This is a genomic window from Paraburkholderia sp. BL27I4N3, from assembly GCF_003386115.1.
GTDB lineage: Bacteria > Pseudomonadota > Gammaproteobacteria > Burkholderiales > Burkholderiaceae > Paraburkholderia.
Genome location: NZ_QREJ01000001.1, coordinates 4,572,741 through 4,596,620 on the forward strand (window position 1 = coordinate 4,572,741; position 23,880 = coordinate 4,596,620).

The 23,880-nt window shown below is 59.0% G+C and carries 36 protein-coding genes; all 36 read left to right on the forward strand.

Annotated elements, in window-relative coordinates:
• Positions 1-38 precede the first annotated feature (38 nt).
• The 36 genes from recQ to dsbD all read left to right on the forward strand — a co-directional run bounded on the left by recQ (position 39) and on the right by dsbD (position 23,777).
• A complete protein-coding gene (recQ, locus tag B0G71_RS20675; RefSeq protein ID WP_116143833.1) occupies positions 39-1,886 on the forward strand; it encodes a DNA helicase RecQ in 1,848 nt (615 codons plus the stop codon).
• Positions 1,887-2,108: 222 nt separating this feature from the next.
• On the forward strand, positions 2,109-2,489 hold the full coding sequence (gene rpsL, locus B0G71_RS20680; RefSeq protein WP_012434574.1) for a 30S ribosomal protein S12: 381 nt from the start codon (positions 2,109-2,111) through the stop codon (positions 2,487-2,489).
• A gap of 179 nt (positions 2,490-2,668) precedes the next feature.
• A complete protein-coding gene (gene rpsG, locus B0G71_RS20685) occupies positions 2,669-3,139 on the forward strand; it encodes a 30S ribosomal protein S7 (protein ID WP_006053291.1) in 471 nt (156 codons plus the stop codon).
• Between the two features lie 134 nt (positions 3,140-3,273).
• Complete coding sequence (fusA, locus tag B0G71_RS20690) at positions 3,274-5,376, forward strand: elongation factor G (RefSeq protein WP_012434573.1); 2,103 nt, start codon at positions 3,274-3,276, stop codon at positions 5,374-5,376.
• 48 nt (positions 5,377-5,424) lie between these two features.
• Positions 5,425-6,615: an elongation factor Tu gene (gene tuf / locus B0G71_RS20695; protein ID WP_012434572.1), complete on the forward strand. Its 1,191-nt coding sequence runs from the start codon at positions 5,425-5,427 to the stop codon at positions 6,613-6,615.
• A gap of 130 nt (positions 6,616-6,745) precedes the next feature.
• Entirely contained in the window at positions 6,746-7,057 is a 312-nt protein-coding gene (rpsJ, locus tag B0G71_RS20700; RefSeq protein WP_006998489.1) for a 30S ribosomal protein S10, read from the forward strand.
• A 201-nt stretch (positions 7,058-7,258) separates the two neighbouring features.
• Complete coding sequence (gene rplC, locus B0G71_RS20705; protein ID WP_007180137.1) at positions 7,259-7,918, forward strand: 50S ribosomal protein L3; 660 nt, start codon at positions 7,259-7,261, stop codon at positions 7,916-7,918.
• The gene (rplD, locus tag B0G71_RS20710; RefSeq protein WP_106284140.1) at positions 7,918-8,538 is read left to right on the forward strand and encodes a 50S ribosomal protein L4; all 621 of its coding nucleotides are present in this window, start codon (positions 7,918-7,920) and stop codon (positions 8,536-8,538) included. Before rplC ends, rplD begins: the two co-directional genes overlap by 1 nt.
• The gene (rplW, locus tag B0G71_RS20715) at positions 8,535-8,849 is read left to right on the forward strand and encodes a 50S ribosomal protein L23 (protein ID WP_007180135.1); all 315 of its coding nucleotides are present in this window, start codon (positions 8,535-8,537) and stop codon (positions 8,847-8,849) included. The genes rplD and rplW overlap by 4 nt, the downstream gene beginning before the upstream one ends.
• A 2-nt stretch (positions 8,850-8,851) precedes the next feature.
• Entirely contained in the window at positions 8,852-9,679 is an 828-nt protein-coding gene (rplB, locus tag B0G71_RS20720) for a 50S ribosomal protein L2 (RefSeq protein WP_106284141.1), read from the forward strand.
• Positions 9,680-9,689: 10 nt separating this feature from the next.
• The gene (rpsS, locus tag B0G71_RS20725) at positions 9,690-9,965 is read left to right on the forward strand and encodes a 30S ribosomal protein S19 (protein WP_004199273.1); all 276 of its coding nucleotides are present in this window, start codon (positions 9,690-9,692) and stop codon (positions 9,963-9,965) included.
• Between the two features lie 7 nt (positions 9,966-9,972).
• Complete coding sequence (gene rplV / locus B0G71_RS20730; protein ID WP_007180133.1) at positions 9,973-10,305, forward strand: 50S ribosomal protein L22; 333 nt, start codon at positions 9,973-9,975, stop codon at positions 10,303-10,305.
• An 11-nt stretch (positions 10,306-10,316) separates the two neighbouring features.
• Entirely contained in the window at positions 10,317-11,123 is an 807-nt protein-coding gene (gene rpsC, locus B0G71_RS20735; RefSeq protein WP_007180132.1) for a 30S ribosomal protein S3, read from the forward strand.
• 2 nt (positions 11,124-11,125) lie between these two features.
• Positions 11,126-11,542 (forward strand): 50S ribosomal protein L16, encoded by a 417-nt coding sequence (rplP, locus tag B0G71_RS20740; protein WP_007180131.1) that lies wholly within the window; start codon positions 11,126-11,128, stop codon positions 11,540-11,542.
• Between the two features lie 10 nt (positions 11,543-11,552).
• Entirely contained in the window at positions 11,553-11,747 is a 195-nt protein-coding gene (rpmC, locus tag B0G71_RS20745) for a 50S ribosomal protein L29 (RefSeq protein ID WP_007180130.1), read from the forward strand.
• Complete coding sequence (rpsQ, locus tag B0G71_RS20750) at positions 11,744-12,016, forward strand: 30S ribosomal protein S17 (protein WP_007180129.1); 273 nt, start codon at positions 11,744-11,746, stop codon at positions 12,014-12,016. Before rpmC ends, rpsQ begins: the two co-directional genes overlap by 4 nt.
• A 290-nt stretch (positions 12,017-12,306) precedes the next feature.
• Positions 12,307-12,675: a 50S ribosomal protein L14 gene (gene rplN, locus B0G71_RS20755; protein ID WP_006052212.1), complete on the forward strand. Its 369-nt coding sequence runs from the start codon at positions 12,307-12,309 to the stop codon at positions 12,673-12,675.
• 9 nt (positions 12,676-12,684) lie between these two features.
• Entirely contained in the window at positions 12,685-12,993 is a 309-nt protein-coding gene (rplX, locus tag B0G71_RS20760) for a 50S ribosomal protein L24 (protein ID WP_006052213.1), read from the forward strand.
• A 17-nt stretch (positions 12,994-13,010) separates the two neighbouring features.
• Positions 13,011-13,550, forward strand: coding sequence for a 50S ribosomal protein L5 (gene rplE, locus B0G71_RS20765; RefSeq protein ID WP_006052214.1), 540 nt, complete (start codon positions 13,011-13,013; stop codon positions 13,548-13,550).
• Positions 13,551-13,557: 7 nt separating this feature from the next.
• Positions 13,558-13,863 (forward strand): 30S ribosomal protein S14, encoded by a 306-nt coding sequence (gene rpsN, locus B0G71_RS20770; protein WP_006052215.1) that lies wholly within the window; start codon positions 13,558-13,560, stop codon positions 13,861-13,863.
• Between the two features lie 14 nt (positions 13,864-13,877).
• Positions 13,878-14,273: a 30S ribosomal protein S8 gene (gene rpsH, locus B0G71_RS20775; RefSeq protein ID WP_006052216.1), complete on the forward strand. Its 396-nt coding sequence runs from the start codon at positions 13,878-13,880 to the stop codon at positions 14,271-14,273.
• 18 nt (positions 14,274-14,291) lie between these two features.
• The gene (gene rplF, locus B0G71_RS20780; RefSeq protein ID WP_116143835.1) at positions 14,292-14,822 is read left to right on the forward strand and encodes a 50S ribosomal protein L6; all 531 of its coding nucleotides are present in this window, start codon (positions 14,292-14,294) and stop codon (positions 14,820-14,822) included.
• Between the two features lie 12 nt (positions 14,823-14,834).
• On the forward strand, positions 14,835-15,200 hold the full coding sequence (rplR, locus tag B0G71_RS20785) for a 50S ribosomal protein L18 (protein ID WP_012434568.1): 366 nt from the start codon (positions 14,835-14,837) through the stop codon (positions 15,198-15,200).
• Between the two features lie 14 nt (positions 15,201-15,214).
• Positions 15,215-15,733, forward strand: coding sequence for a 30S ribosomal protein S5 (gene rpsE, locus B0G71_RS20790; RefSeq protein ID WP_007180127.1), 519 nt, complete (start codon positions 15,215-15,217; stop codon positions 15,731-15,733).
• A gap of 10 nt (positions 15,734-15,743) precedes the next feature.
• Positions 15,744-15,926: a 50S ribosomal protein L30 gene (rpmD, locus tag B0G71_RS20795; protein ID WP_007180126.1), complete on the forward strand. Its 183-nt coding sequence runs from the start codon at positions 15,744-15,746 to the stop codon at positions 15,924-15,926.
• A gap of 29 nt (positions 15,927-15,955) precedes the next feature.
• Positions 15,956-16,390 carry a 50S ribosomal protein L15 gene (gene rplO / locus B0G71_RS20800; RefSeq protein ID WP_106284144.1) on the forward strand — a complete coding sequence of 145 codons (435 nt, stop codon included), beginning with the start codon at positions 15,956-15,958 and terminating at the stop codon, positions 16,388-16,390.
• A gap of 46 nt (positions 16,391-16,436) precedes the next feature.
• On the forward strand, positions 16,437-17,783 hold the full coding sequence (gene secY, locus B0G71_RS20805; protein ID WP_007180124.1) for a preprotein translocase subunit SecY: 1,347 nt from the start codon (positions 16,437-16,439) through the stop codon (positions 17,781-17,783).
• 8 nt (positions 17,784-17,791) lie between these two features.
• Positions 17,792-18,010: a translation initiation factor IF-1 gene (gene infA / locus B0G71_RS20810; protein ID WP_004521905.1), complete on the forward strand. Its 219-nt coding sequence runs from the start codon at positions 17,792-17,794 to the stop codon at positions 18,008-18,010.
• A 20-nt stretch (positions 18,011-18,030) separates the two neighbouring features.
• Positions 18,031-18,147, forward strand: coding sequence for a 50S ribosomal protein L36 (gene rpmJ, locus B0G71_RS20815; RefSeq protein ID WP_116143837.1), 117 nt, complete (start codon positions 18,031-18,033; stop codon positions 18,145-18,147).
• 41 nt (positions 18,148-18,188) lie between these two features.
• Entirely contained in the window at positions 18,189-18,554 is a 366-nt protein-coding gene (gene rpsM, locus B0G71_RS20820; RefSeq protein WP_012434566.1) for a 30S ribosomal protein S13, read from the forward strand.
• A 28-nt stretch (positions 18,555-18,582) separates the two neighbouring features.
• Positions 18,583-18,987 (forward strand): 30S ribosomal protein S11, encoded by a 405-nt coding sequence (rpsK, locus tag B0G71_RS20825; protein ID WP_006052224.1) that lies wholly within the window; start codon positions 18,583-18,585, stop codon positions 18,985-18,987.
• A 147-nt stretch (positions 18,988-19,134) separates the two neighbouring features.
• Positions 19,135-19,758, forward strand: coding sequence for a 30S ribosomal protein S4 (rpsD, locus tag B0G71_RS20830; RefSeq protein WP_106284146.1), 624 nt, complete (start codon positions 19,135-19,137; stop codon positions 19,756-19,758).
• A gap of 124 nt (positions 19,759-19,882) precedes the next feature.
• A complete protein-coding gene (locus B0G71_RS20835; RefSeq protein ID WP_006052226.1) occupies positions 19,883-20,860 on the forward strand; it encodes a DNA-directed RNA polymerase subunit alpha in 978 nt (325 codons plus the stop codon).
• A gap of 169 nt (positions 20,861-21,029) precedes the next feature.
• Entirely contained in the window at positions 21,030-21,422 is a 393-nt protein-coding gene (gene rplQ, locus B0G71_RS20840) for a 50S ribosomal protein L17 (protein ID WP_006052227.1), read from the forward strand.
• 167 nt (positions 21,423-21,589) lie between these two features.
• Complete coding sequence (gene cutA / locus B0G71_RS20845; protein ID WP_116143839.1) at positions 21,590-21,922, forward strand: divalent-cation tolerance protein CutA; 333 nt, start codon at positions 21,590-21,592, stop codon at positions 21,920-21,922.
• The gene (gene dsbD / locus B0G71_RS20850; protein ID WP_116143841.1) at positions 21,915-23,777 is read left to right on the forward strand and encodes a protein-disulfide reductase DsbD; all 1,863 of its coding nucleotides are present in this window, start codon (positions 21,915-21,917) and stop codon (positions 23,775-23,777) included. The genes cutA and dsbD overlap by 8 nt, the downstream gene beginning before the upstream one ends.
• Positions 23,778-23,880 lie beyond the last annotated feature (103 nt).

Sequence of the window (23,880 nt, forward strand, 5' to 3'; positions counted from 1 at the left end):
ATTCGTGTCACCGGCATCACGCTGCTTCTCTCAAATTCATGTCCCGTCCGCTCGAAATTCTCAACGAAGTCTTCGGTTACCCCGCGTTCAGAGGGCAGCAGGGCGAAATTGTCGAGCACGTCGCCGACGGCGGCGACTGCCTCGTGTTGATGCCGACGGGCGGCGGCAAGTCCCTCTGCTATCAGATTCCGTCGCTGGTGCGCCGCGAAGGCGGCTTCGGCGCCGGCATCGTCGTTTCTCCGCTGATCGCGCTGATGCAGGATCAGGTGGCCGCGCTCACCGAAGTGGGCGTGCGTGCTGCGTATCTGAATTCGACGCTCTCTAGCGCCGAGGCGATGGCGACCGAGCGCGCATTGCGCGAAGGCGAAATCGATCTGCTCTACGTAGCGCCAGAGCGTTTGATGACTCCCCGGTTCCAGGAACTGCTGGAGCGCACTCGCATCGGATTGTTCGCCATCGACGAAGCGCATTGCGTGTCGCAGTGGGGGCACGATTTCCGGCCGGAATACATTCAGTTGTCGGTGCTGCACGAGCGATTCCCGAACGTGCCGCGGATCGCGCTTACGGCCACCGCTGACGCAATCACGCGCGACGAGATCATCCATCGCCTCGCGCTGGATGACGCGCGCATTTTCGTGTCGAGCTTCGACCGACCGAACATCCGTTATCGCATCGTCGAAAAAGACAATGCGCGTACGCAGTTGCTGGACTTCATTCGCGCGGAGCATTCGAAGCCGGACGGTACGACCGACGCCGGCGTCGTCTATTGCCTGTCGCGCCGGAAGGTCGAAGAGACGGCGGAATGGTTGAAGGAAAAAGGCATGCGAGCGCTGCCGTATCACGCCGGCATGGAATTCGAAATCCGCCAGAAGCATCAGGAGATGTTTCAGCGCGAGGAAGGGATTGTGATGTGCGCGACCATCGCGTTCGGCATGGGCATCGACAAACCGGACGTGCGTTTCGTCGCTCACCTTGATTTGCCGAAGAGCGTCGAAGGTTACTACCAGGAAACGGGGCGTGCGGGCCGCGACGGCATGCCGGCGAACGCCTGGATGGCCTACGGTCTCGGCGACGTCGTGCAGCAGCGCAAGATGATCGACGAGTCCGACGCCGACGACGCGCACAAACGCGTACAGACCGGCAAGCTGGACGCGTTGCTCGGGCTGTGCGAAGCGGCGACCTGCCGGCGAGTGCGACTGCTCGCGTATTTCGGTGAATCGAGCAAGCCTTGCGGCAACTGCGACAACTGCCTTGAACCGCCGGACACATGGGATGCGACGCGCGAGGCGCGGATGGCGCTGTCGTGCGTGTTCCGCGCGCAGCGGGCAAGCGGCTTTCATTTCGGCGCCGGCCATCTGATCGACATTCTGCGCGGTAACAGTAACGAGAAAATCCTGCAGCGTGGTCACGAGAAGCTGACCACGTTCGGCATCGGCTCGGCGCTAGGCGAACCGGAGTGGCGAGCTGTGTTCCGTCAGTTGGTCGCGTTCGGCTATCTGACGGTCGACCATGAAGGATTTGGCTCGCTGGTCCTGACCGAGGCAAGCAAGCCGGTGCTCAAAGGTGAGCAGAACGTCACAATGCGCCGCTATGTGAAGCCTACACGCACGCGGCAATCGTCCGGCCGCACCAGCGAGCGCGCCGACCCGACGATCGGCATGGGCCCGCGCGAACGCGCGCGCTGGGAGCGGCTTCGCGCATGGCGCACTGAAACCGCGAAGAGCGACGGCGTGCCGGCCTACGTGATCTTCCACGACGCGACCCTGGCGGAAATCGCCCGCAACGGCCCCGACTCGATTGAAGATTTGCGCGGCATTCCGGGTATGGGTGCACGCAAACTCGACCGTTTCGGCGACGAATTGCTGGAAGTCGTCGCCGCCGACTAAGCGCTCGGCGAGCGCTTGAGCGGGTTGACAGGGGTGCGAAACGTCGCAACCTGTTGACTCCCTTAGTATTTTCGGAATATTATGCTAGGTTCCGGTTCTTGGAATGCCTGCGCGCGTAGCTAACTCGTGTATCGGCACTTGGGTCCGGAAGTTCGATGCGCAATCGTTTCTGCTTTGCCCGGAAACAGATGCGTCGATTTTGTTCAATTTCAGGAATAAACAATGCCAACCATCAATCAACTGGTTCGCAAAGGCCGCCAGTCGGAAACGACTAAGAGCAAGAGCCCGGCCTTGCAGGACTGCCCCCAGCGTCGCGGCGTGTGCACCCGTGTGTACACCACGACGCCTAAGAAGCCTAACTCGGCACTGCGTAAGGTTGCCAAGGTTCGTCTGACGAACGGCTTCGAAGTGATTTCGTACATCGGTGGTGAAGGCCACAACCTGCAGGAACACTCGGTCGTGCTGATTCGCGGCGGCCGTGTGAAGGACTTGCCGGGTGTGCGTTATCACATGGTTCGCGGCTCGCTGGATACCCAGGGCGTCAAGGATCGTAAGCAGGCTCGCTCGAAGTACGGTGCGAAGCGTGCCAAGGCTGGCAAGTAATCAGCCGGTCAGCAGTTTCAGGTCGCCTGTAAAGGCGGTAATAGCGGTGGTGCCGGAATCGCCGGTGCTGTCGAGTAAGTGGTCACCCGACCAGGCTGGTAAGTCGTTAGAGATGAATCGGGTTAGTTGGTGACCGTGGGGCTAAAAGTAGCTCCAACTGAAAAGTTAAAGGAAGAAACATGCCGCGTCGTCGCGAAGTCCCCAAGCGGGAAGTGTTGCCGGATCCGAAGTTCGGTAACGTTGATGTAGCTAAGTTCATGAACGTGCTGATGCTCTCAGGCAAGAAGTCGGTTGCCGAGCGTATCGTCTACGGCGCTTTCGAACAGATCCAGACCAAGGGTGGCAAGGACCCGCTGGAAGTGTTCACGGTAGCGCTCAACAACGTCAAGCCGGTGGTCGAAGTTAAGAGCCGCCGCGTTGGTGGTGCGAACTATCAGGTTCCGGTCGAAGTGCGCCCGTCGCGTCGTATGGCATTGGCGATGCGTTGGCTGCGTGAAGCCGCGAAGAAGCGCAGCGAGAAGTCGATGGCCCTGCGTCTGGCAGGTGAACTTTCCGAAGCGGCCGAAGGCCGTGGCGGCGCAATGAAGAAGCGCGACGAAGTTCACCGGATGGCAGAAGCCAACAAGGCGTTCTCGCACTTCCGTTTCTAAGCTTCCCGAACCCGGGTTTAGCAGGAAAAACGGAAAGAAATTCCGGGCGGGTGCGCTTACAAAGCGCCTCGCCCGTTTGTGTTACAGCGCGATGGGTATTTTCTCGCATCGCGTCATCCCAATAGAGGATCAAAGTGGCTCGCAAGACACCTATCGAGCGCTACCGTAACATCGGTATTAGCGCTCACATCGACGCCGGCAAAACGACGACGACCGAGCGCATCTTGTTCTACACCGGCGTGAACCACAAGATTGGTGAAGTTCACGACGGCGCTGCCACCATGGACTGGATGGAGCAGGAGCAGGAACGCGGCATCACGATCACGTCCGCTGCTACCACGGCGTTCTGGAAAGGCATGGCCGGCGACCGCGCTGAGCACCGCATCAACATCATCGACACCCCGGGCCACGTCGACTTCACGATTGAAGTCGAGCGCTCGATGCGCGTGCTCGACGGCGCGTGCATGGTGTACTGCGCTGTGGGCGGCGTTCAGCCCCAGTCGGAAACCGTGTGGCGTCAGGCAAACAAGTACAAGGTTCCCCGTCTCGCGTTCATCAACAAGATGGACCGTACCGGCGCGAACTTCTTCAAGGTTTACGACCAGCTCAAGCTGCGTCTGAAGGCGAACCCGGTTCCGGTCGTGGTGCCTATCGGCGCGGAAGAAAACTTCACGGGTGTCGTCGATCTGCTGAAGATGAAAGCGATCATTTGGGACGAAGCGTCCCAAGGCACGAAGTTCTCGTACGAAGAAATCCCGGCAGAATTGGCTGACTCTTGCAACGAGTGGCGCGAGAAGATGATCGAAGCGGCTGCCGAGTCGAGCGAAGAACTGATGAACAAGTACCTGGAAGAGGGCGAGCTCTCTGAAGCGGAAATCATCAAGGGTCTGCGCGACCGTACGATCGCTTGCGAAATCCAGCCGATGCTGTGCGGCACCGCGTTCAAGAACAAGGGCGTGCAACGCATGCTGGACGCCGTGCTCGACTTCCTGCCGTCGCCGATCGACATCCCGCCGGTTACCGGCGAGCTGGAAAACGGTGAAAAGGGCGAGCGCCGCGCTGCCGACGACGAAAAGTTCTCGGCACTGGCATTCAAGATCATGACCGACCCGTTCGTCGGCCAGCTGATCTTCTTCCGTGTGTACTCGGGCGTCGTGAATTCGGGCGACACCGTGCTGAACGCGACCAAAGACAAGAAGGAACGTCTGGGTCGTATTCTGCAGATGCACGCGAACCAGCGCGAAGAAATCAAGGAAGTCCGCGCAGGCGACATCGCTGCTGCAGTCGGCCTGAAAGACGCGACGACCGGCGACACGCTGTGCGATCCGCAAAGCCCGATCGTGCTCGAACGCATGATTTTCCCGGAGCCGGTGATTTCGCAGGCTGTTGAGCCGAAGACGAAGCCCGACCAGGAAAAGATGGGTCTGGCGCTAAACCGTCTGGCACAGGAAGATCCGTCGTTCCGCGTTCAAACGGACGAAGAATCGGGCCAAACCATTATTTCGGGCATGGGCGAGCTCCACCTGGAAATTCTGGTTGACCGTATGAAGCGCGAATTCGGCGTGGAAGCGACCGTCGGCAAGCCGCAGGTTGCGTACCGCGAAACGATTCGCGGCAAGGCGGAAGACGTTGACGGCAAGTTCGTCAAGCAGTCGGGTGGTCGCGGCCAGTACGGTCACGCGGTCATCACGCTCGAGCCGAATGAGCAAGGCAAGGGCTACGAGTTCCTCGACGAGATCAAGGGCGGTGTGATCCCGCGCGAATACATCCCGGCGGTGGACAAGGGTATCCAGGAAACGCTGAAGGCAGGCGTGCTGGCAGGCTTCCCGGTCGTCGACGTCAAGGTTCACCTGACGTTCGGTTCGTACCACGACGTTGACTCGAACGAAAATGCGTTCCGCATGGCCGGTTCGATGGCGTTCAAGGAAGCAATGCGCAAGGCTCAACCGGTCATCCTCGAACCGATGATGGCTGTGGAAGTCGAAACGCCTGAAGATTACATGGGCAACGTGATGGGTGACCTGTCGGGTCGTCGCGGTATCGTTCAGGGCATGGACGACATGGTTGGCGGAGGCAAGATCGTTCGCGCCGAAGTGCCGCTGTCGGAAATGTTCGGCTACTCGACGTCGCTGCGTTCGCTGACCCAAGGTCGTGCAACGTACACGATGGAGTTCAAGCACTACTCCGAAGCACCGCGTAACGTGTCGGAAGCGATCATCAACGCCAAGTCGAAGTAATCGCGCGGCAAAGTCATTCAACGATTAACTTTTTGAAAGAAGAGAAACATGGCTAAAGGTAAATTCGAACGGACCAAGCCGCACGTGAACGTCGGCACGATCGGTCACGTTGACCACGGCAAGACCACGCTGACGGCAGCGATCACGACGGTTCTGACGCAGAAGTTTGGCGGCGAAGCGAAGGCATACGACCAGATCGACGCGGCGCCGGAAGAAAAGGCACGTGGTATCACGATCAACACGGCACACGTCGAGTACGAAACGGCAAACCGCCACTACGCACACGTCGACTGCCCGGGCCACGCTGACTATGTGAAGAACATGATCACGGGCGCAGCGCAGATGGACGGCGCGATCCTGGTGTGTTCGGCCGCTGACGGCCCGATGCCGCAAACGCGTGAGCACATCCTGCTGGCGCGTCAGGTTGGCGTGCCGTACATCATCGTGTTCCTGAACAAGTGCGACATGGTGGACGACGCTGAGCTGCTGGAGCTGGTCGAGATGGAAGTTCGCGAACTTCTGTCGAAGTACGACTTCCCGGGCGACGACACGCCGATCATCAAGGGTTCGGCCAAGCTGGCGCTGGAAGGCGACAAGGGCGAGCTGGGCGAAGTGGCGATCATGAATCTGGCCGACGCGCTGGACACGTACATCCCGACGCCGGAGCGCGCAGTTGACGGTGCGTTCCTGATGCCGGTGGAAGACGTGTTCTCGATCTCGGGTCGCGGCACGGTGGTGACGGGTCGCGTTGAGCGCGGCGTCGTGAAGGTCGGCGAGGAAATCGAAATTGTCGGTATCAAGCCGACGGTGAAGACGACCTGCACGGGCGTGGAAATGTTCCGCAAGCTGCTCGATCAGGGTCAGGCAGGCGACAACGTCGGTATCCTGCTGCGCGGCACGAAGCGTGAAGACGTGGAGCGTGGCCAGGTGCTGGCCAAGCCGGGTTCGATCAACCCGCACACGCACTTCACGGCTGAAGTGTACGTGCTGAGCAAGGACGAAGGTGGCCGTCACACGCCGTTCTTCAACAACTATCGTCCGCAGTTCTACTTCCGTACGACGGACGTGACGGGCTCGATCGAGTTGCCGAAGGACAAGGAAATGGTCATGCCGGGCGACAACGTGTCGATCACGGTGAAGCTGATCAACCCGATCGCGATGGAAGAAGGTCTGCGCTTCGCAATCCGCGAAGGCGGCCGTACGGTCGGCGCAGGTGTGGTTGCCAAGATTCTCGAGTAAAATCGCGGATTGACGTATTTGCTGTAAGTGGTGCCCGGAGCCGGGCGCCGGCCCTCCGCGGGCGTCCGGCTCTACGTTCTTTTATTGTCTGGCGGTGCAATACCGCCTCGCTCTTTTCCAAGGAATTGTCATGCAGAACCAGAAAATCCGCATTCGCCTGAAGGCTTTCGACTATCGCCTGATCGATCAATCGGCAGCTGAAATCGTCGACACGGCAAAGCGGACTGGCGCAATCGTTCGTGGTCCGGTGCCCCTGCCGACCCGCATTCAACGCTTCGACATCCTGCGCTCGCCGCACGTCAACAAGACGTCGCGCGATCAGCTCGAAATCCGTACGCACCAACGCCTGATGGACATCGTCGATCCGACGGACAAGACCGTTGACGCACTGATGAAGCTGGACCTGCCAGCTGGCGTGGACGTGGAAATTAAGCTGCAATAAAGCTTCAAAGTGCTGCCTGGCGTGCCAGGCAGCGCTAAGTCATTGATTGCTTGCGGAAAACGAAAAGCCTCGCTATAATAGTGGGCTTTTCGCGCATTTGCGCAAAAAAGTCGGTGTGCTGCAGCGTGATTTCACGCCCGAAACGGCACCGGCATTTTGTAAATTAGCCCCGACCAATCGCAGTCGGGAATGGAGAAAACGATGAGCCTTGGACTCGTAGGTCGCAAGGTTGGCATGACCCGTATCTTCACGGCAGAAGGGGATTCGATTCCCGTTACCGTGCTGGACGTGTCCGACAACCGCGTGACGCAGATCAAGACTGTTGAAACCGACGGCTACACGGCCGTGCAGGTTGCATTCGGTACGCGCCGTGCATCGCGCGTGACGAAGCCGTTGGCCGGTCATCTCGCCAAAGCCGGTGTTCAAGCCGGTGAAATCCTCAAAGAATTCCAGATCGATGCTGCCAAGGCTGCCGAGTTGTCGAACGGCACCGTGGTCGGTCCCGACCTGTTCGAAGTAGGCCAGAAGGTCGACGTGCAAGGCGTGTCGATCGGTAAGGGCTACGCCGGTACCATCAAGCGTTACAACTTCGCATCCGGCCGTGCATCGCACGGTAACTCGCGCTCGCACAACGTGCCGGGCTCGATCGGTATGGCGCAGGATCCGGGGCGTGTTTTCCCGGGTAAGCGCATGACCGGTCACATGGGTGACGATACGGTAACCGTGCAAAACCTCGAAATCGCTCGTATCGACGCTGACCGCAAGCTGTTGCTGGTCAAGGGCGCCGTTCCGGGTGCGAAGGGTGGCAAGGTATTCGTTACGCCGGCCGTGAAGACGCGTGCCGTGAAAGGAGCGAAATAATGGAACTTAAGCTCCTGAATGCCAATGGTCAGGAAGGTGCAGGCGTTAGCGCGTCGGACGTCGTGTTCGGCCGCGATTACAACGAAGCCCTGATTCACCAGGTAGTAGTGGCGTATCAAGCGAATGCCCGCAGCGGCAACCGCGCGCAGAAGGACCGTGAGCAAGTTAAGCACACGACCAAGAAGCCGTGGCGCCAAAAGGGTACGGGCCGCGCCCGTGCCGGTATGTCGTCGAGCCCGTTGTGGCGCGGCGGTGGCCGTATCTTCCCGAATTCGCCGGAAGAAAACTTTTCGCACAAGGTCAACAAGAAGATGCATCGCGCAGGTCTCTGCTCGATCTTCTCGCAGCTGGCCCGCGAAGGCCGCATCTCGGTGGTCGACGAGCTGACGCTCGAAGCGCCGAAGACGAAGCTGCTGGCCGAAAAATTCAAGGCGATGGGTCTCGAATCCGTGCTGGTGATTACCGACACGGTTGACGAAAACCTGTACCTCGCGTCGCGCAACCTGGCCCATGTGGCAGTTGTCGAGCCGCGTTACGCCGACCCGCTGTCGCTGATCTACTTCAAGAAGATCCTGATCACGAAGGCTGCGGTCGCCCAGATCGAGGAGTTGCTGTCATGAGCGAGATTCGCAAGAACGATCATCGTTTGATGCAGGTCCTGCTCGCGCCGGTGATCTCCGAAAAGGCGACGCTGGTGGCCGACAAGAACGAACAAGTTGTGTTCGAAGTCGCGCCCGATGCCACGAAGCAGGAAGTGAAAGCTGCAGTCGAGCTGCTGTTCAAGGTGGAAGTCAATTCCGTCAACGTGCTGGTCTCGAAGGGCAAAGCCAAGCGCTTTGGCCGCTTCATGGGCAAGCGCAAGGACGTGAAGAAGGCGTACGTCTGCCTGAAGCCCGGCCAGGAAATCAACTTTGAAGCGGAGGCCAAGTAATCATGGCAATCGTTAAAGTTAAGCCGACTTCGCCGGGTCGCCGTGCGATGGTCAAGGTGGTCAACAAGGATCTGCACAAGGGCAAGCCGTACGCACCGCTGCTCGACTCGCAATCCTCGACCGCCGGCCGTAATAACAACGGTCACATCACCACCCGTCATAAGGGCGGTGGTCACAAGCATCATTATCGCGTCGTCGATTTCCGCCGTAACAAGGACGGTATCGCAGCGAAGGTCGAACGTCTTGAGTACGATCCGAACCGTAGCGCGAACATCGCGCTGGTTCTGTACGCAGACGGCGAGCGCAAGTACATCATCGCTCCGAAGGGTGTGACGGTTGGCCAGCAACTGATGTCGGGTTCGGAAGCTCCGATCCGCGCAGGTAACACGCTGCCGATCCGCAACATTCCGGTCGGTACGACGATTCACTGCATCGAAATGCTGCCGGGCAAGGGCGCGCAAATGGCGCGTTCGGCTGGTACGTCGGCGATGCTGCTGGCTCGTGAAGGCATCTACGCACAGGTCCGCCTGCGCTCGGGTGAAATCCGCCGCGTCCACGTTGAGTGCCGCGCGACGATTGGTGAAGTTGGCAACGAAGAGCATAGCCTCCGTCAAATCGGTAAGGCTGGCGCAAACCGCTGGCGCGGTATCCGCCCGACGGTGCGTGGCGTTGCAATGAACCCGGTCGATCACCCGCACGGTGGTGGTGAAGGCAAGACGGCTGCAGGTCGCGATCCGGTGAGCCCGTGGGGCACGCCTGCTAAGGGTTATCGCACCCGCAGCAACAAGCGCACGACGAGCATGATCGTCCAGCGCCGTCACAAGCGTTAAGGAGTAGGCAATGGCACGTTCTGTAAAAAAAGGTCCGTTCTGCGACGCCCATTTGCTGAAGAAAGTTGAGGCGGCAGCAGCTTCGCGGGATAAGAAGCCGATCAAAACCTGGTCGCGCCGTTCGACGATCCTCCCGGATTTCATCGGTCTGACGATCGCCGTTCATAACGGCCGTCAACACGTTCCGGTGTACATCTCGGAAAACATGGTCGGCCACAAGCTTGGCGAGTTTGCATTGACCCGTACGTTCAAGGGTCACGCAGCCGACAAGAAGGCTAAGAAATAAGGGGCTCATGATGGAAGTGAAAGCAATTCATCGCGGTGCCCGCATCTCGGCGCAGAAAACGCGCCTTGTGGCTGACCAGATCCGCGGTTTGCCGGTCGACAAGGCGCTGAACGTTCTGACGTTCTCGCCGAAGAAGGCTGCGGGAATCGTGAAAAAGGTCGTGCTGTCGGCGATCGCGAATGCGGAGCATAACGAAGGCGCCGATATCGATGAGCTCAAGATCACGAGCATCTACATCGACAAGGCTGCGTCGCTCAAGCGTTTCACCGCGCGCGCTAAAGGCCGCGGTAACCGCATCGAGAAGCAATCCTGTCACATCACTGTGACGGTCGGGAATTAAGGGGTCATACGATGGGACAGAAAATTCATCCGACTGGCTTCCGTTTGGCCGTCAGCCGCAATTGGGCGTCGCGTTGGTACGCGAACAACAACAATTTCGCGGCGATGTTGCAGGAAGACATCGGTGTTCGTGAATACCTGAAGAAGAAGCTGAAGAACGCGTCCGTCGGCCGCGTTGTGATCGAGCGTCCTGCAAAGAACGCCCGCATCACGATTTTCAGCTCGCGTCCGGGTGTCGTGATCGGTAAGAAGGGTGAAGACATTGAACTGCTGAAGTCCGAGCTGCAAAAGCGTATGGGCGTTCCGGTTCACGTCAACATCGAAGAAATCCGCAAGCCGGAAACCGATGCGCAACTGATCGCGGATTCGATCACGCAACAGCTCGAGCGCCGGATTATGTTCCGCCGCGCGATGAAGCGTGCGATGCAAAACGCAATGCGTCTGGGTGCTCAAGGCATCAAGATCATGAGCGCTGGCCGCCTGAACGGTATCGAAATCGCTCGTACGGAATGGTATCGCGAAGGTCGCGTGCCGCTTCATACGCTGCGTGCTGATATCGACTACGCAACTTCGGAAGCGAAGACAACGTACGGCATCATCGGCGTGAAGGTGTGGGTCTACAAGGGCGACACGCTCGGCCGCAACGACGCACCGGTGGTTGAAGAAGTCGCCGAAGAAAAGCGTCCGCGCCGCAACGCACGTCCGGGTGGCGATCGCCGTCCGCGTCGTGATGGTGAAGGTGGTGGCCCGGCAGGTGCACGCCGTGGCGCTCCTCGTCGTGCTGGCGGTGCCGGCGACGGCGGGAAGACTGGAGAATAACGATGCTGCAACCGAAACGCAGAAAGTATCGCAAAGAGCAGAAGGGTCGTAACACCGGTATCGCTACCCGCGGCAACGCGGTGTCGTTCGGTGAATTCGGCCTGAAGGCTATCGGTCGTGGTCGCTTGACCGCGCGCCAGATTGAAGCGGCACGTCGTGCAATGACGCGTCACATCAAGCGTGGTGGCCGCATCTGGATTCGCATCTTCCCGGACAAGCCGATCTCGCACAAGCCGGCTGAAGTACGTATGGGTAACGGTAAAGGTAACCCTGAGTACTACGTCGCAGAGATTCAACCGGGCAAGATGCTGTACGAAATGGACGGCGTAACCGAAGAGCTGGCACGCGAAGCGTTCCGTCTGGCTGCAGCTAAGCTGCCGCTCAAGACGACGTTTATCGTGCGTCAGCTCGGCGCCTAAGGAGCAAATGATGAAGGCATCCGAACTTCACCAGAAAGATCAGGCCGCGCTCAACAAGGAGCTGTCGGACCTGTTGAAGGCGCAATTCGGCCTGCGCATGCAACTCGCGACCCAGCAGCTCACGAACACGAGCCAGCTGAAGAAGGTTCGTCGCGACATCGCACGTGTGCGGACCGTCCTGACTGAGAAGGCGAACCAGAAATGAACGATAGCGTAAAAACCTCGCTCAAGCGGACGCTGGTCGGCAAGGTCGTCAGCAACAAGATGGACAAGACGGTCACCGTGCTGGTTGAGCACCGCGTGAAGCACCCGATCTACGGCAAGTACGTTGTGCGTTCGAAGAAGTACCACGCGCACGACGACGCGAACACGTACAACGAGGGCGACCTCGTTGAAATCCAGGAAACGCGTCCGATTTCGAAGACGAAAGCTTGGGTTGTGGCTCGCCTTGTCGAGGCTGCTCGCGTCATCTGACGCCGCGAAGTAGTAGAAGTTGTTGAAATCGCAGTAGATTTCGCTTGCAAGACCGAGATTATTTGTTATACTCTCGGTCTTCCCTCTTTATGGGAGCCCCGTCGCGGGCGAAGTTGGTGGGGGAAGCGGATCGGGCGCCAAGTCTGTTCCGTAGGATTCACCGGATTGCGATGGCGGGTTTCGTTTGCCGTCGCTGCTGTTCATACCCAAGCAGCCGATTGGCTGACGGGACCAAGACTGACCGGGTGCGCCATGGTGGTGTGACCGGATTAAGTTGGGAAAGATAAACCATGATCCAGACCGAAACTCGGCTTGAAGTGGCCGACAACACGGGTGCGCGTGAAGTCATGTGCATCAAGGTGCTCGGCGGCTCGAAGCGTCGTTATGCCAGCATTGGCGACATCATCAAGGTGACCGTCAAAGAAGCAACGCCGCGCGGGCGCGTGAAGAAAGGCGAAATTTACAACGCCGTGGTGGTTCGCACCGCCAAGGGCGTGCGCCGTCAGGACGGCTCGCTGATCAAGTTCGATGGCAACGCCGCTGTGTTGTTGAATGCCAAGCTCGAACCTATTGGCACCCGTATTTTCGGGCCTGTCACGCGCGAGTTGCGCAGCGAACGATTCATGAAGATCGTTTCGTTGGCACCTGAAGTGCTGTAAGGAGTCGCGATGAACAAGATTCGCAAGGGTGACGAAGTTATCGTCATCACCGGCAAAGATAAAGGCAAGCGCGGCGTCGTGCTGTCCGTTGGCGAGGGCAAAGTGATTGTCGAGGGTATCAACCTCGTCAAGAAACACGTCAAGCCGAACCCGATGAAGGGTACGACGGGCGGTGTTGAAGCCAAGACGATGCCGCTGCAAATTTCGAACGTCGCATTGGTCGACGCGAATGGCAAGGCGTCGCGTGTAGGCATCAAGGTCGAAGGAGACAAGAAAGTCCGTTTCCTTAAAACGACCGGTGCCGAGCTGAGCGCCTGACGCTGCGGAGTAAAAAAATGGCTCGTTTGCAAGAGTTTTACAAAGAGAAGGTTGTACCCGGCCTCATCGAGAAGTTCGGTTACAAGTCCGTGATGGAAGTGCCGCGCATCACCAAGATCACCCTGAACATGGGCCTTGGCGAAGCGGTTGCTGACAAGAAGATCATCGAAAACGCCGTTGGCGACCTGACGAAGATCGCAGGCCAGAAGCCGGTGATCACGAAGGCACGCAAGGCAATCGCTGGCTTCAAGATCCGTCAGGGCTATCCGATCGGTGCAATGGTCACATTGCGTGGTCAGGCAATGTACGAATTTCTGGACCGTTTCGTGACGGTCGCGCTCCCCCGTGTGCGTGACTTCCGTGGTGTGTCGGGTCGTGCGTTCGATGGTCGCGGCAACTACAACATCGGTGTGAAAGAGCAGATCATTTTCCCCGAAATCGACTACGACAAGATCGACGCACTGCGTGGGCTGAACATCAGCATCACGACGACTGCGAAGACCGACGACGAAGCAAAGGCTCTGCTCGCCAGCTTCAAGTTCCCGTTCAGAAACTGAGGTTACCGTGGCTAAACTGGCACTGATCGAACGTGAAAAGAAGCGTGCTCGCCTGGCTGCTAAGTACGCTCCCAAGCGTGCTGAGCTGAAAGCGATCATCGGCGATATGAGCAAGTCGGACGAAGAGCATTACGCAGCACGTCTGGAACTGCAACAATTGCCGCGCAACTCTAACCCGACCCGTAAGCGCAATCGTTGCGCAATTACCGGTCGCCCGCGTGGCACGTTCCGTAAATTCGGGCTGGCGCGTAACAAGATTCGCGAAATCGCGTTCCGCGGCGAGATCCCTGGCCTGACCAAGGCGAGCTGGTAATAGGAGAAACGTAAATGAGCATGAGTGATCCTATCGCCGATATGCTGACTCGCATCCGCAATGCGCAGATGGTTGAGAAAGTCTCGGTGACAATGCCCTCGTCGAAAGTCAAGGTTGCGATTGCGCAGGTCCTGAAGGACGAAGGCTATATCGATGATTTCGCAGTGAAGTCCGAAGGTGCGAAGTCTGAATTGAACATCGTGTTGAAGTACTACGCTGGCCGTCCGGTTATCGAGCGCATTGAACGCGTCTCGAAGCCTGGTCTGCGTGTGTACCGCGGCCGTAACGACATCCCCGTGGTCATGAATGGCCTCGGCGTGGCAATCGTGTCGACGCCGAAGGGCGTGATGACGGACCGCAAGGCGCGTGCAACGGGCGTTGGCGGCGAAGTCATCTGCTACGTCGCTTAAGGCCGAAAGGAGAGAAACATGTCTCGAGTAGGTAAAAGCCCGGTCGCGCTGCAAGGCGCAGAAGTGGCCCTGAGCGACGAACGCATCACCGTCAAGGGCCCGCTGGGTACGATTACGCAGGCGGCAAACCGCCTCGTGAAAGTGGTGAACGACAACGGCACGCTGAATTTCGAGCCGGTTGACGCAAGCCGCGAAGCGAATGCGATGTCGGGCACGATGCGCGCACTGGTTGCGAACATGGTGAACGGCGTGACGAAGGGTTTCGAGCGCAAGCTGACGCTGGTTGGCGTCGGTTACCGCGCACAGGCGCAAGGCGACAAGTTGAACCTGTCGCTGGGTTTCTCGCACCCTGTGGTGCACCAGATGCCGGAAGGCGTCAAGGCTGAAACCCCGACGCAAACCGAAATCGTGATCAAGGGGATCAATAAGCAACAAGTTGGCCAGGTCGCGGCAGAAGTGCGCGGCTATCGCCCGCCGGAGCCCTATAAGGGCAAGGGTGTGCGTTATGCCAATGAGGTTGTGATCCTCAAAGAAACGAAGAAGAAGTAAGGGTGCGCAATCATGGATAAGACTCAATCTCGCCTGCGCCGCGCTCGTCAGACGCGTATCAAGATCGCTGAGCTGCAGGTCGCGCGTCTCGCCGTGCATCGCACGAACACGCACATCTATGCGCAAGTGTTCTCGCCGTGCGGCACCAAGGTGCTCGCCAGCGCGTCGACGCTCGAGGCCGAAGTGCGTGCGCAACTGGCTGATCAAACGGGCAAGGGCGGCAACGTCAATGCTGCGACCTTGATCGGTAAGCGCATCGCAGAAAAGGCTAAGGCTGCCGGCATCGAATCCGTCGCCTTCGACCGTTCGGGTTTCCGTTACCACGGCCGCGTGAAAGCGCTGGCTGATGCGGCGCGCGAAGCCGGACTCAAGTTCTAAGGGAAGAATTCGTCATGGCAAAGATGCAAGCGAAAGTTCAGGCTGACGAACGCGACGACGGCCTGCGCGAAAAGATGATTTCGGTCAACCGCGTGACCAAGGTTGTGAAGGGCGGCCGGATTCTCGGTTTTGCCGCACTGACCGTGGTTGGCGACGGCGATGGCCGCATCGGCATGGGCAAGGGCAAAGCGAAGGAAGTTCCGGTTGCTGTTCAAAAGGCAATGGAACAAGCTCGCCGCAACATGTTCAAGGTGCCGCTGAAGAACGGTACGTTGCAACACGAAGTGCACGGTAAGCACGGCGCATCCGCCGTCCTCCTCGCTCCGGCGAAGGATGGTACGGGCGTGATCGCTGGTGGTCCGATGCGCGCAGTGTTCGACGTGATGGGCGTGCAAAACGTGGTTGCTAAGAGCCACGGTTCGACGAACCCGTACAACCTCGTTCGTGCAACGCTCGACGGTCTGCGCAAGCAGTCGACGCCGGGCGATATCGCGGCGAAGCGCGGCAAGTCCGTCGAAGATATTCTGGGCTAAGGTGGACACCATGTCTGATAAAACTGTCAAGGTCCAGCTCGTCAAGAGCCTGATCGGCACCCGTGAAACGCACCGTGCAACGGTGCGTGGCTTGGGTCTGCGCCGACTCAACTCGGTTAGCGAGTTGCAGGACACGCCGGCCGTGCGCGGCATGATCAACAAGGTTTCGTACCTCGTTAAGGTCATCAGCTAAGCGGCTGACCAGGACTCAAGGAGTTGATAATGGAATTGAATAACCTGAAGCCGGCTGAAGGTTCGAAGCACGCTAAGCGTCGCGTCGGCCGTGGCATCGGCTCCGGTCTGGGCAAAACGGCTGGCCGCGGTCACAAGGGTCAGAAGTCGCGTTCGGGCGGCTTTCACAAGGTTGGCTTCGAAGGCGGTCAAATGCCGCTGCAACGTCGCCTGCCGAAGCGTGGCTTCACCTCGCTGACGAAGGAATTCGTTGGTGAAGTGCGTCTCTCGGATCTGGAAAAGCTGCCGGTCGACGAGATCGATCTGTTGGCTCTGAAACAAGCCGGCCTGATTGGCGAGATGATCACGAGTGCCAAGATCATCAAGACCGGCGAGTTGAAGCGCAAGATTGTTGTGAAAGGTCTGGGTGCGACGAAGGGTGCGCGCGCTGCTGTTGAAGCAGCTGGCGGCTCATTCGCCGAGTAACGCGCAAGTTATTTGCCGTCACTAGCATTTGCATCGGAGAAGGTACTTGGCTAACAGCCCGAGTCTCGCAAAACCCGGTCGCAGCGCGGCGAAGTTTGGCGATCTGCGTCGGCGGGCAGTATTCCTGCTGCTGGCGCTGATCGTCTACCGTATCGGCGCGCATATTCCGGTGCCGGGTATTGACCCGGACCAGCTGGCAAAGTTGTTCCAAAGTCAGTCGGGCGGCATCCTTGGCATGTTCAACATGTTTTCGGGTGGCGCGCTATCGCGGTTCACGATTTTTGCGCTGGGGATCATGCCGTACATTTCGGCGTCGATCATCATGCAGTTGTTGGCAATCGTCTCGCCACAACTCGAAGCGCTGAAAAAGGAAGGGCAGGCGGGTCAACGGAAGATTACGCAGTACACGCGTATCTTTACGGTCCTGCTGGCGACGTTCCAGGCGTTCGGCATTGCCGTCGCGTTGGAAAATCAGCCGGGCCTGGTGATCGATCCGGGAATGGTTTTTCGGTTGACGACGGTCGTGACGCTGGTGACCGGCACGATGTTCCTGATGTGGCTTGGTGAGCAGATCACGGAGCGCGGGCTTGGCAACGGTATCTCGATCATTATTTTCGGCGGGATTGCAGCGGGTTTCCCGAATGCGATCGGTGGTCTCGTTTCACTGGTGCAAACCGGTTCGATGAGCCCGATATCCGCGATTATCGTCGTCGCGCTGATTGCTGCTGTTACGTATCTGGTGGTGTTCATCGAACGCGGCCAGCGCAAGATTCTTGTGAACTACGCGAAGCGGCAAGTCGGCAACAAGATTTACGGCGGACAGTCTTCGCATCTGCCGCTGAAGTTGAATATGTCGGGCGTGATTCCGCCGATCTTTGCATCGTCGATCATTCTCTTCCCGGCAACTATCCTGAACTGGTTCAGTTCGGGGTCGCGTACCAGCTGGTTCGCAGACACGTTGCACAATGTGGCAGAGGCCCTCAAGCCCGGTCAACCTGTGTACGTGTTGCTGTACGCGTTGGCGATCGTTTTCTTCTGCTTTTTCTACACCGCATTGGTGTTCAACAGCAGAGAGACGGCCGACAACCTGAAAAAGAGTGGCGCTTTCGTCCCAGGCATCCGCCCGGGTGATCAAACAGCGCGATACATCGACCGCATCCTGACGCGTCTGACGCTGGCCGGTGCGATCTACATCGTGTTTGTTTGTCTGCTGCCCGAGTTTCTGGTGCTGCGCTGGAACGTGCCGTTTTATTTTGGTGGAACGTCGCTGCTGATCATTGTCGTCGTCACAATGGATTTCATGGCGCAGGTGCAGTCGTACGTTATGTCGCAACAGTATGAATCGCTGCTGAAGAAAGCTAATTTCAAAGGCGGCGGCGTCCCGATGCGTTGAAAGGACTTATGGCCAAAGACGATGTTATCCAGATGCAGGGTGAAGTCATCGAAAACCTGCCTAACGCTACCTTCAGGGTGAAGCTGGAAAACGGCCATGTCGTATTGGGACACATATCCGGCAAGATGCGGATGCACTACATCCGAATCTTGCCTGGCGACAAGGTGACGGTTGAATTGACGCCTTACGATCTGTCGCGTGCGCGGATCGTGTTCCGGGCGAAGTGATTTGAAAAAAGGGTAATATCATGAAAGTGATGGCATCGGTTAAGCGCATTTGCCGCAATTGCAAGATCATCAAGCGCAAAGGCGTTGTGCGCGTGATTTGCAGCACTGATCCGCGCCACAAACAGCGTCAAGGCTGAACGCCGCGCTTTTTGCTGCGCTTTTTGTTTGAGGAAAAACAATGGCTCGTATCGCAGGGGTTAACATCCCGAATCACCAGCATACCGAAATCGGCCTGACGGCTATTTACGGTGTCGGCCGCACGCGCTCGCGCGACATCTGCGTCGCTGCTGGTGTGGCATTTTCGAAGAAGGTCAAAGACCTGAACGACGCAGACCTCGAAAAGCTGCGTGAAGAAGTCGGCAAGTTCATCGTTGAAGGCGATCTGCGCCGTGAAACGACGATGAACATCAAGCGCCTGATGGATCTCGGCTGCTACCGTGGCGTTCGGCATCGTAAGGGCTTGCCCCTGCGCGGCCAACGTACGCGTACGAATGCCCGTACGCGCAAGGGTCCGCGTCGTGCAGCGCAATCGCTGAAGAAGTAAGCGGAACTGACAGTTACAGGAAAACGTAATGGCTAAGGCTTCGAACAACTCCGCGGCGCAACGCGTTCGCAAGAAGGTCAAGAAGAACGTCGCCGAGGGCGTGGTTCACGTTCACGCGTCGTTCAACAACACCATCATCACGATCACCGATCGTCAAGGCAATGCACTTGCTTGGGCAACGTCGGGTGGTCAAGGCTTCAAGGGTTCGCGCAAATCGACCCCGTTTGCAGCCCAGGTGGCGGCCGAATCGGCTGGCCGCGTGGCGATGGAATACGGCGTGAAGAACCTCGAAGTGCGGATCAAGGGCCCCGGTCCTGGCCGTGAGTCGGCGGTGCGCGCGTTGCATGGTCTTGGTATCAAGATCACCGCGATCTCCGACGTGACCCCGGTCCCGCACAACGGCTGCCGTCCGCCGAAGCGTCGTCGTATCTAAGACGCCGATTTTGCTAGCGCCTGTTGCCGCCTTGGGCGGCGGCAGGCTGCTTGCGTTATTGAATTGACTAAGCCCACCGTTCGACCCAAAGGGTTCGGACTAGCGCGAGTGCATGCATCCGCGTGATCAATCAACAAAGGAATCAACGTGGCACGTTATATCGGCCCTAAGGCCAAGCTGTCCCGCCGTGAAGGCACTGACCTCTTCCTGAAGAGCGCCCGTCGTTCGCTCGCTGACAAGTGCAAACTTGACAGCAAGCCCGGCCAACACGGCCGCACCTCGGGCGCACGCACGTCCGACTACGGCACGCAGCTGCGCGAAAAGCAAAAAGTGAAGCGCATCTACGGTGTCCTCGAGCGTCAATTCCGTCGTTACTTCGCTGAAGCCGACCGCCTGAAGGGCAACACGGGTGAAAACCTGCTGCAATTGCTCGAATCGCGTCTGGACAACGTCGTGTACCGCATGGGCTTCGGCTCGACGCGCGCTGAAGCGCGTCAGCTCGTGAGCCACAAGGCGATCGTCGTGAACGGCGTTGTGTCGAACATCCCGTCGATGCAAGTGAAGGCTGGCGACGTCGTCGCAGTGCGCGAAACGAAGAAAAAGCAGGCGCGTATTCTGGAAGCGCTGTCGCTGGCTGAGCAAGGCGGTCTGCCGAGCTGGGTCGCCGTCGATTCGAAGAAGTTCGAAGGCACGTTCAAGCAAAAGCCGGAACGCAGCGACATCGCTGGCGATATCAACGAAAGCCTGATCGTCGAATTGTATTCGCGGTAATCGGATTAACGGCCGGGGTACCCTGATTGCGCTGAGCAAGGGGGCGCCTCGGCTGTTTATTTTCAGGTTGTTACCGGTCAGCCTTATCGGTGTAACGAGCCGAGGGTATTGAAAAGGAAAACCTATGCAAACCAGTTTGTTGAAGCCCAAGATCATCGCTGTTGAATCGCTTGGTGAGAGCCATGCGAAAGTGGTCATGGAACCGTTTGAACGCGGTTACGGCCACACCTTGGGTAACGCGCTCCGGCGCGTGCTGCTGTCGTCGATGATCGGCTACGCGCCGACCGAAGTGACGATCGCAGGCGTCGTACATGAGTATTCGACGCTCGACGGTGTGCAAGAGGACGTAGTCAACCTGTTGTTAAACCTGAAGGGCGTGGTGTTCAAGCTGCACAACCGTGATGAAGTCACGGTTACGCTGCGCAAGGAAGGCGAAGGCGTTGTCACTGCTGGCGACATCGAACTCGCGCACGATTGCGAAGTGATCAATCCGGATCACGTGATTGCGCATCTGTCGAAGGGCGGCAAGCTCGACGTGCAGATCAAGGTCGAAAAGGGCCGCGGCTATGTGCCGGGCAATGTGCGTCGTTATGGCGAAGAGTCGGCCAAGATCATCGGTCGTATCGTGCTGGACGCGTCGTTCTCGCCGGTTCGCCGCGTGAGCTACGCCGTTGAAAGCGCTCGCGTCGAACAGCGTACCGACCTCGACAAGCTCGTGATGAACATCGAAACCAACGGTGTGATTTCGCCGGAAGAAGCGATCCGTCAATCGGCGCGCATTCTGGTCGATCAACTGTCGGTATTCGCTGCACTGGAAGGCACCGAAGCAACGGCTGAAGCGCCGTCGCGCGCGCCGCAGATCGATCCGATCCTGCTGCGTCCGGTGGATGATCTCGAACTGACGGTTCGTTCCGCGAACTGCCTGAAGGCCGAGAACATTTACTACATCGGCGACCTGATCCAGCGCACGGAAAACGAGCTGCTCAAGACGCCGAATCTGGGCCGCAAGTCGCTGAACGAAATCAAGGAAGTACTGGCGTCGCGTGGTTTGACGCTCGGCATGAAACTTGAAAACTGGCCGCCGGCTGGTCTGGACAAGTAATCCCGGGACAGAACCCGCCGCTGCACTGGCAAAGACGCGGATTTTCCTTTAAAATCCGCGTCTTGTCTTTTTTCACTACCGGCCCGTGCACTCGCTACCGTTGGGAAACCGCAGGTAGTTCGAGCGCGATAGAAGAGCTGGACCAAAACTTTGAATCGAAGGAATTAACATGCGTCACCGTCATGGTTTGCGGAAACTGAACCGCACGAGCAGCCACCGTCTGGCTATGCTCCGTAATATGTCCAACTCGCTGATCGAGCACGAAGTCATCAAGACCACGCTGCCGAAAGCAAAAGAACTCCGTAAGGTTGTCGAGCCGCTGATCACGCTCGGCAAGAAGCCGTCGCTGGCAAATCGTCGTCTGGCGTTCAACCGCCTGCGCGATCGTGACTCGGTCACGAAGCTGTTCGAAGTTCTGGGCCCGCGTTACGCTACCCGCCCGGGCGGCTACCTGCGCGTCCTGAAGTTCGGCTTCCGCGTCGGGGACAACGCTCCGATGGCACTGGTCGAATTGCTCGACCGTCCGGAAGTTGAAGAAGTCGAAGTGCAAGAAGCTGAATAAGCTTCCTCGCATCGCAAAAAGCCAGGCGCCAAGCCTGGCTTTTTTGTTTGTAGCGTAAGGCGTTGGCAGCGGCCATCCGCCGCACGGTCGCTGCGGAGCGGCCTGCGTGCAGGCAAGACCAGGTGATACGATATCGGCACCTGAATCGTGCCTTGCCGGAGCCATCTGTGAGCGTGAATGTGACCTTGATTCTGACGACGGTGCCGGACGCCGCCGTGGCTCAGAAGCTTGCTGCGGATGCCTTGGCCATGCGGCTATGCGCCTGTGTCACGCAATTAGGCTCCGTGCAGTCCAGCTACCACTGGCAGGGTGCGGTTGAAACCGCGCAGGAAATCCAGTTGCTGTTCAAGACCAGCGCGGCACGCGTGCTTGAACTCGAGCAGTACATTCAGGCTCACCATCCCTACGACACGCCGGAAATCCTCTCATGGCAAGCGACGGCGTCGGCCGCGTACGGCCAGTGGATCACTGCTGAAACCCAACGTCCTCTCCATGTTTAACGGCCTCGACCGGCGCGCGCGCAATGCGCTGCGCACCGCATTCTTTCTGCTCGGCTGCCTGATCTTCGCGCAGTTCGGCACGCTCGCCCGCGCGGCGGACGATTTCCTGGATCCCGCGGTCGCGTTCAAATTCAGCGCGTCGGAGAAGCCCGGCGAAGTCGACGTGACCTACAAAATCGCGGACGGCTACTACATGTACCGTGAGCGCTTCGCGTTCGCGACGCGTAACGGCACGACCACGATCGGCGAGCCGCAATTGCCGGCCGGCCACATCAAGTTCGATCAGACCTTTAACAAGAACGTCGAGACGTATCGGAACGAACTGACTATCCGGATTCCGGTTAAACAGGCGGCTGGACCGTTCGATCTGGCAGTGACGTCGCAAGGCTGTGCCGATGCGGGCATCTGCTATCCGCCGATGGAGCGCGTGTATCACGTAACCGGCGCGGCACTTCAACCGGCCGGCAGCGCGGCCGCGCCGGCAGCCGCCGTCCCCGCGGGCACCTCATGGTACGACCGCGCTACCAGCGCCGATTACGCGCAGTCGCTGCTGCAAGGCGGCGGCTTCTTCGCGATCGTCGGGCTCTTTTTCGTCGCCGGCGCCGTGCTCAGCCTGCTCCCCTGTTCGTATCCGATGATTCCGATTCTCTCGGCGATCATCATCGGCGAAGGCGCGCGCGTGACGCGTGCCCGCGGATTTGCGCTGTCGCTGGCCTATGTCATCGGCATGGCGCTCGTGTATACGGCGCTCGGTATCGCCGCTGCGTTGGTCGGGCAGAGTCTCGGCGCATGGCTGCAGAATCCGTGGGTACTTGGCGCATTCGGCGTACTTTTGACCATTTTTGCGCTGACCCTGATTGCGGGTGTCGACATCGCGCTGCCGCAAAGTTGGCAGGACGGCGTTTCACACGCGTCGTCCAGGCGCTCCGGCGGTAAGTTTGCGGCTGTTGCGGTGATGGGCGCGCTGTCCGCGCTGGTGGTCGGCGCGTGCATGACCGCACCGCTCTTTGCTGTACTGGCGTTCATTGCGCATACGGGCGACGCGGTGCTCGGTGGCGCGGCGCTGTTCTCGATGGGGCTGGGTCTAGGCGTGCCGCTGCTCATCCTCGGTTTTGGCGCGGGCACGCTGCTGCCGCGAGCCGGCGCATGGATGGACGGCGTCAAGGTCTTCTTCGGCGTCGTGCTGCTTGCGGCCGCGTTATGGATCGTTTGGCCGGTGCTCGGCGCGACGGCGACGATGCTGCTGAGCGCGCTCTGGTTGCTGGTCGCCTCGGCCTCTCTCGGCTTATTTTCGGCGCCGACTGCGCAGGCTTCCGTGTGGCGCAGGCTTGGCCGAGGCTTGGGCGCTGCGCTCGCTATCTGGGCTGCAGTCCTGCTGGTTGGTCTGGCGGCGGGCTCCTCCGATCCGCTGCGCCCGCTTGCCGTGCTGGCGGCGCGTGGCGGGGAAGCGGGTGTCGCGAGCGCGTCGAATAAGCCGGACAGCGCGCCGCAGGGCGATCTGACGTTCGCGCCGGTTCGCTCATCGAATGAGCTCGACCAGGCCGTCAAAGCGGCCGCACAGCCCGCCATGCTCGATTTTTACGCGGACTGGTGCGTCAGCTGCAAGGAAATGGAGAAATTCACTTTCGGCGACCCGCGCGTCCAGGCGAAATTGAAGCAGATGAACCTGCTGCGCGCCGATGTGACCGCGAACAACTCCGACGATCAAACGCTGCTCAAGCGCTTCAGCCTATTTGGTCCGCCGGGGATCATCTTTTTCGATCAGGGTGGTAGGGAAGTGCTGCGCGTCGTGGGATACGAGTCGGCGGATAAATTCTTGCGCAGTCTGGATCGGGCGAATGCGCCCGGCGCGTAACGGATAGCAGCTGGTCGGTCGCGGCGACTGCGGCGGCCGGTGTGCGGCCGCGACGATCGACTGCCAGTCAAGCGTCAGGCAATCGTGCTCGACGCAGACTGAC

Coding starts and splice junctions, on each gene's coding strand:
- rpsS (WP_004199273.1), top strand. CDS start 9,690: ATGGCACGTTCTGTAAAAAAAGGTCCGTTCTGCGACGCCCATTTGCTG.
- rpsJ (WP_006998489.1), top strand. CDS start 6,746: ATGCAGAACCAGAAAATCCGCATTCGCCTGAAGGCTTTCGACTATCGC.
- rpsL (WP_012434574.1), top strand. CDS start 2,109: ATGCCAACCATCAATCAACTGGTTCGCAAAGGCCGCCAGTCGGAAACG.
- rpsC (WP_007180132.1), top strand. CDS start 10,317: ATGGGACAGAAAATTCATCCGACTGGCTTCCGTTTGGCCGTCAGCCGC.
- rplR (WP_012434568.1), top strand. CDS start 14,835: ATGGATAAGACTCAATCTCGCCTGCGCCGCGCTCGTCAGACGCGTATC.
- dsbD (WP_116143841.1), top strand. CDS start 21,915: ATGTTTAACGGCCTCGACCGGCGCGCGCGCAATGCGCTGCGCACCGCA.
- rplD (WP_106284140.1), top strand. CDS start 7,918: ATGGAACTTAAGCTCCTGAATGCCAATGGTCAGGAAGGTGCAGGCGTT.
- rplF (WP_116143835.1), top strand. CDS start 14,292: ATGTCTCGAGTAGGTAAAAGCCCGGTCGCGCTGCAAGGCGCAGAAGTG.
- infA (WP_004521905.1), top strand. CDS start 17,792: ATGGCCAAAGACGATGTTATCCAGATGCAGGGTGAAGTCATCGAAAAC.
- rplE (WP_006052214.1), top strand. CDS start 13,011: ATGGCTCGTTTGCAAGAGTTTTACAAAGAGAAGGTTGTACCCGGCCTC.
- rpsE (WP_007180127.1), top strand. CDS start 15,215: ATGGCAAAGATGCAAGCGAAAGTTCAGGCTGACGAACGCGACGACGGC.
- rplO (WP_106284144.1), top strand. CDS start 15,956: ATGGAATTGAATAACCTGAAGCCGGCTGAAGGTTCGAAGCACGCTAAG.
- rpmC (WP_007180130.1), top strand. CDS start 11,553: ATGAAGGCATCCGAACTTCACCAGAAAGATCAGGCCGCGCTCAACAAG.
- rplP (WP_007180131.1), top strand. CDS start 11,126: ATGCTGCAACCGAAACGCAGAAAGTATCGCAAAGAGCAGAAGGGTCGT.
- tuf (WP_012434572.1), top strand. CDS start 5,425: ATGGCTAAAGGTAAATTCGAACGGACCAAGCCGCACGTGAACGTCGGC.
- rpsG (WP_006053291.1), top strand. CDS start 2,669: ATGCCGCGTCGTCGCGAAGTCCCCAAGCGGGAAGTGTTGCCGGATCCG.
- rpmJ (WP_116143837.1), top strand. CDS start 18,031: ATGAAAGTGATGGCATCGGTTAAGCGCATTTGCCGCAATTGCAAGATC.
- rplQ (WP_006052227.1), top strand. CDS start 21,030: ATGCGTCACCGTCATGGTTTGCGGAAACTGAACCGCACGAGCAGCCAC.
- rpsK (WP_006052224.1), top strand. CDS start 18,583: ATGGCTAAGGCTTCGAACAACTCCGCGGCGCAACGCGTTCGCAAGAAG.
- rplW (WP_007180135.1), top strand. CDS start 8,535: ATGAGCGAGATTCGCAAGAACGATCATCGTTTGATGCAGGTCCTGCTC.
- B0G71_RS20835 (WP_006052226.1), top strand. CDS start 19,883: ATGCAAACCAGTTTGTTGAAGCCCAAGATCATCGCTGTTGAATCGCTT.
- rpsQ (WP_007180129.1), top strand. CDS start 11,744: ATGAACGATAGCGTAAAAACCTCGCTCAAGCGGACGCTGGTCGGCAAG.
- rplV (WP_007180133.1), top strand. CDS start 9,973: ATGATGGAAGTGAAAGCAATTCATCGCGGTGCCCGCATCTCGGCGCAG.
- rpsH (WP_006052216.1), top strand. CDS start 13,878: ATGAGCATGAGTGATCCTATCGCCGATATGCTGACTCGCATCCGCAAT.
- rplC (WP_007180137.1), top strand. CDS start 7,259: ATGAGCCTTGGACTCGTAGGTCGCAAGGTTGGCATGACCCGTATCTTC.
- rplB (WP_106284141.1), top strand. CDS start 8,852: ATGGCAATCGTTAAAGTTAAGCCGACTTCGCCGGGTCGCCGTGCGATG.
- rpsM (WP_012434566.1), top strand. CDS start 18,189: ATGGCTCGTATCGCAGGGGTTAACATCCCGAATCACCAGCATACCGAA.
- recQ (WP_116143833.1), top strand. CDS start 39: ATGTCCCGTCCGCTCGAAATTCTCAACGAAGTCTTCGGTTACCCCGCG.
- rpmD (WP_007180126.1), top strand. CDS start 15,744: ATGTCTGATAAAACTGTCAAGGTCCAGCTCGTCAAGAGCCTGATCGGC.
- rplX (WP_006052213.1), top strand. CDS start 12,685: ATGAACAAGATTCGCAAGGGTGACGAAGTTATCGTCATCACCGGCAAA.
- rplN (WP_006052212.1), top strand. CDS start 12,307: ATGATCCAGACCGAAACTCGGCTTGAAGTGGCCGACAACACGGGTGCG.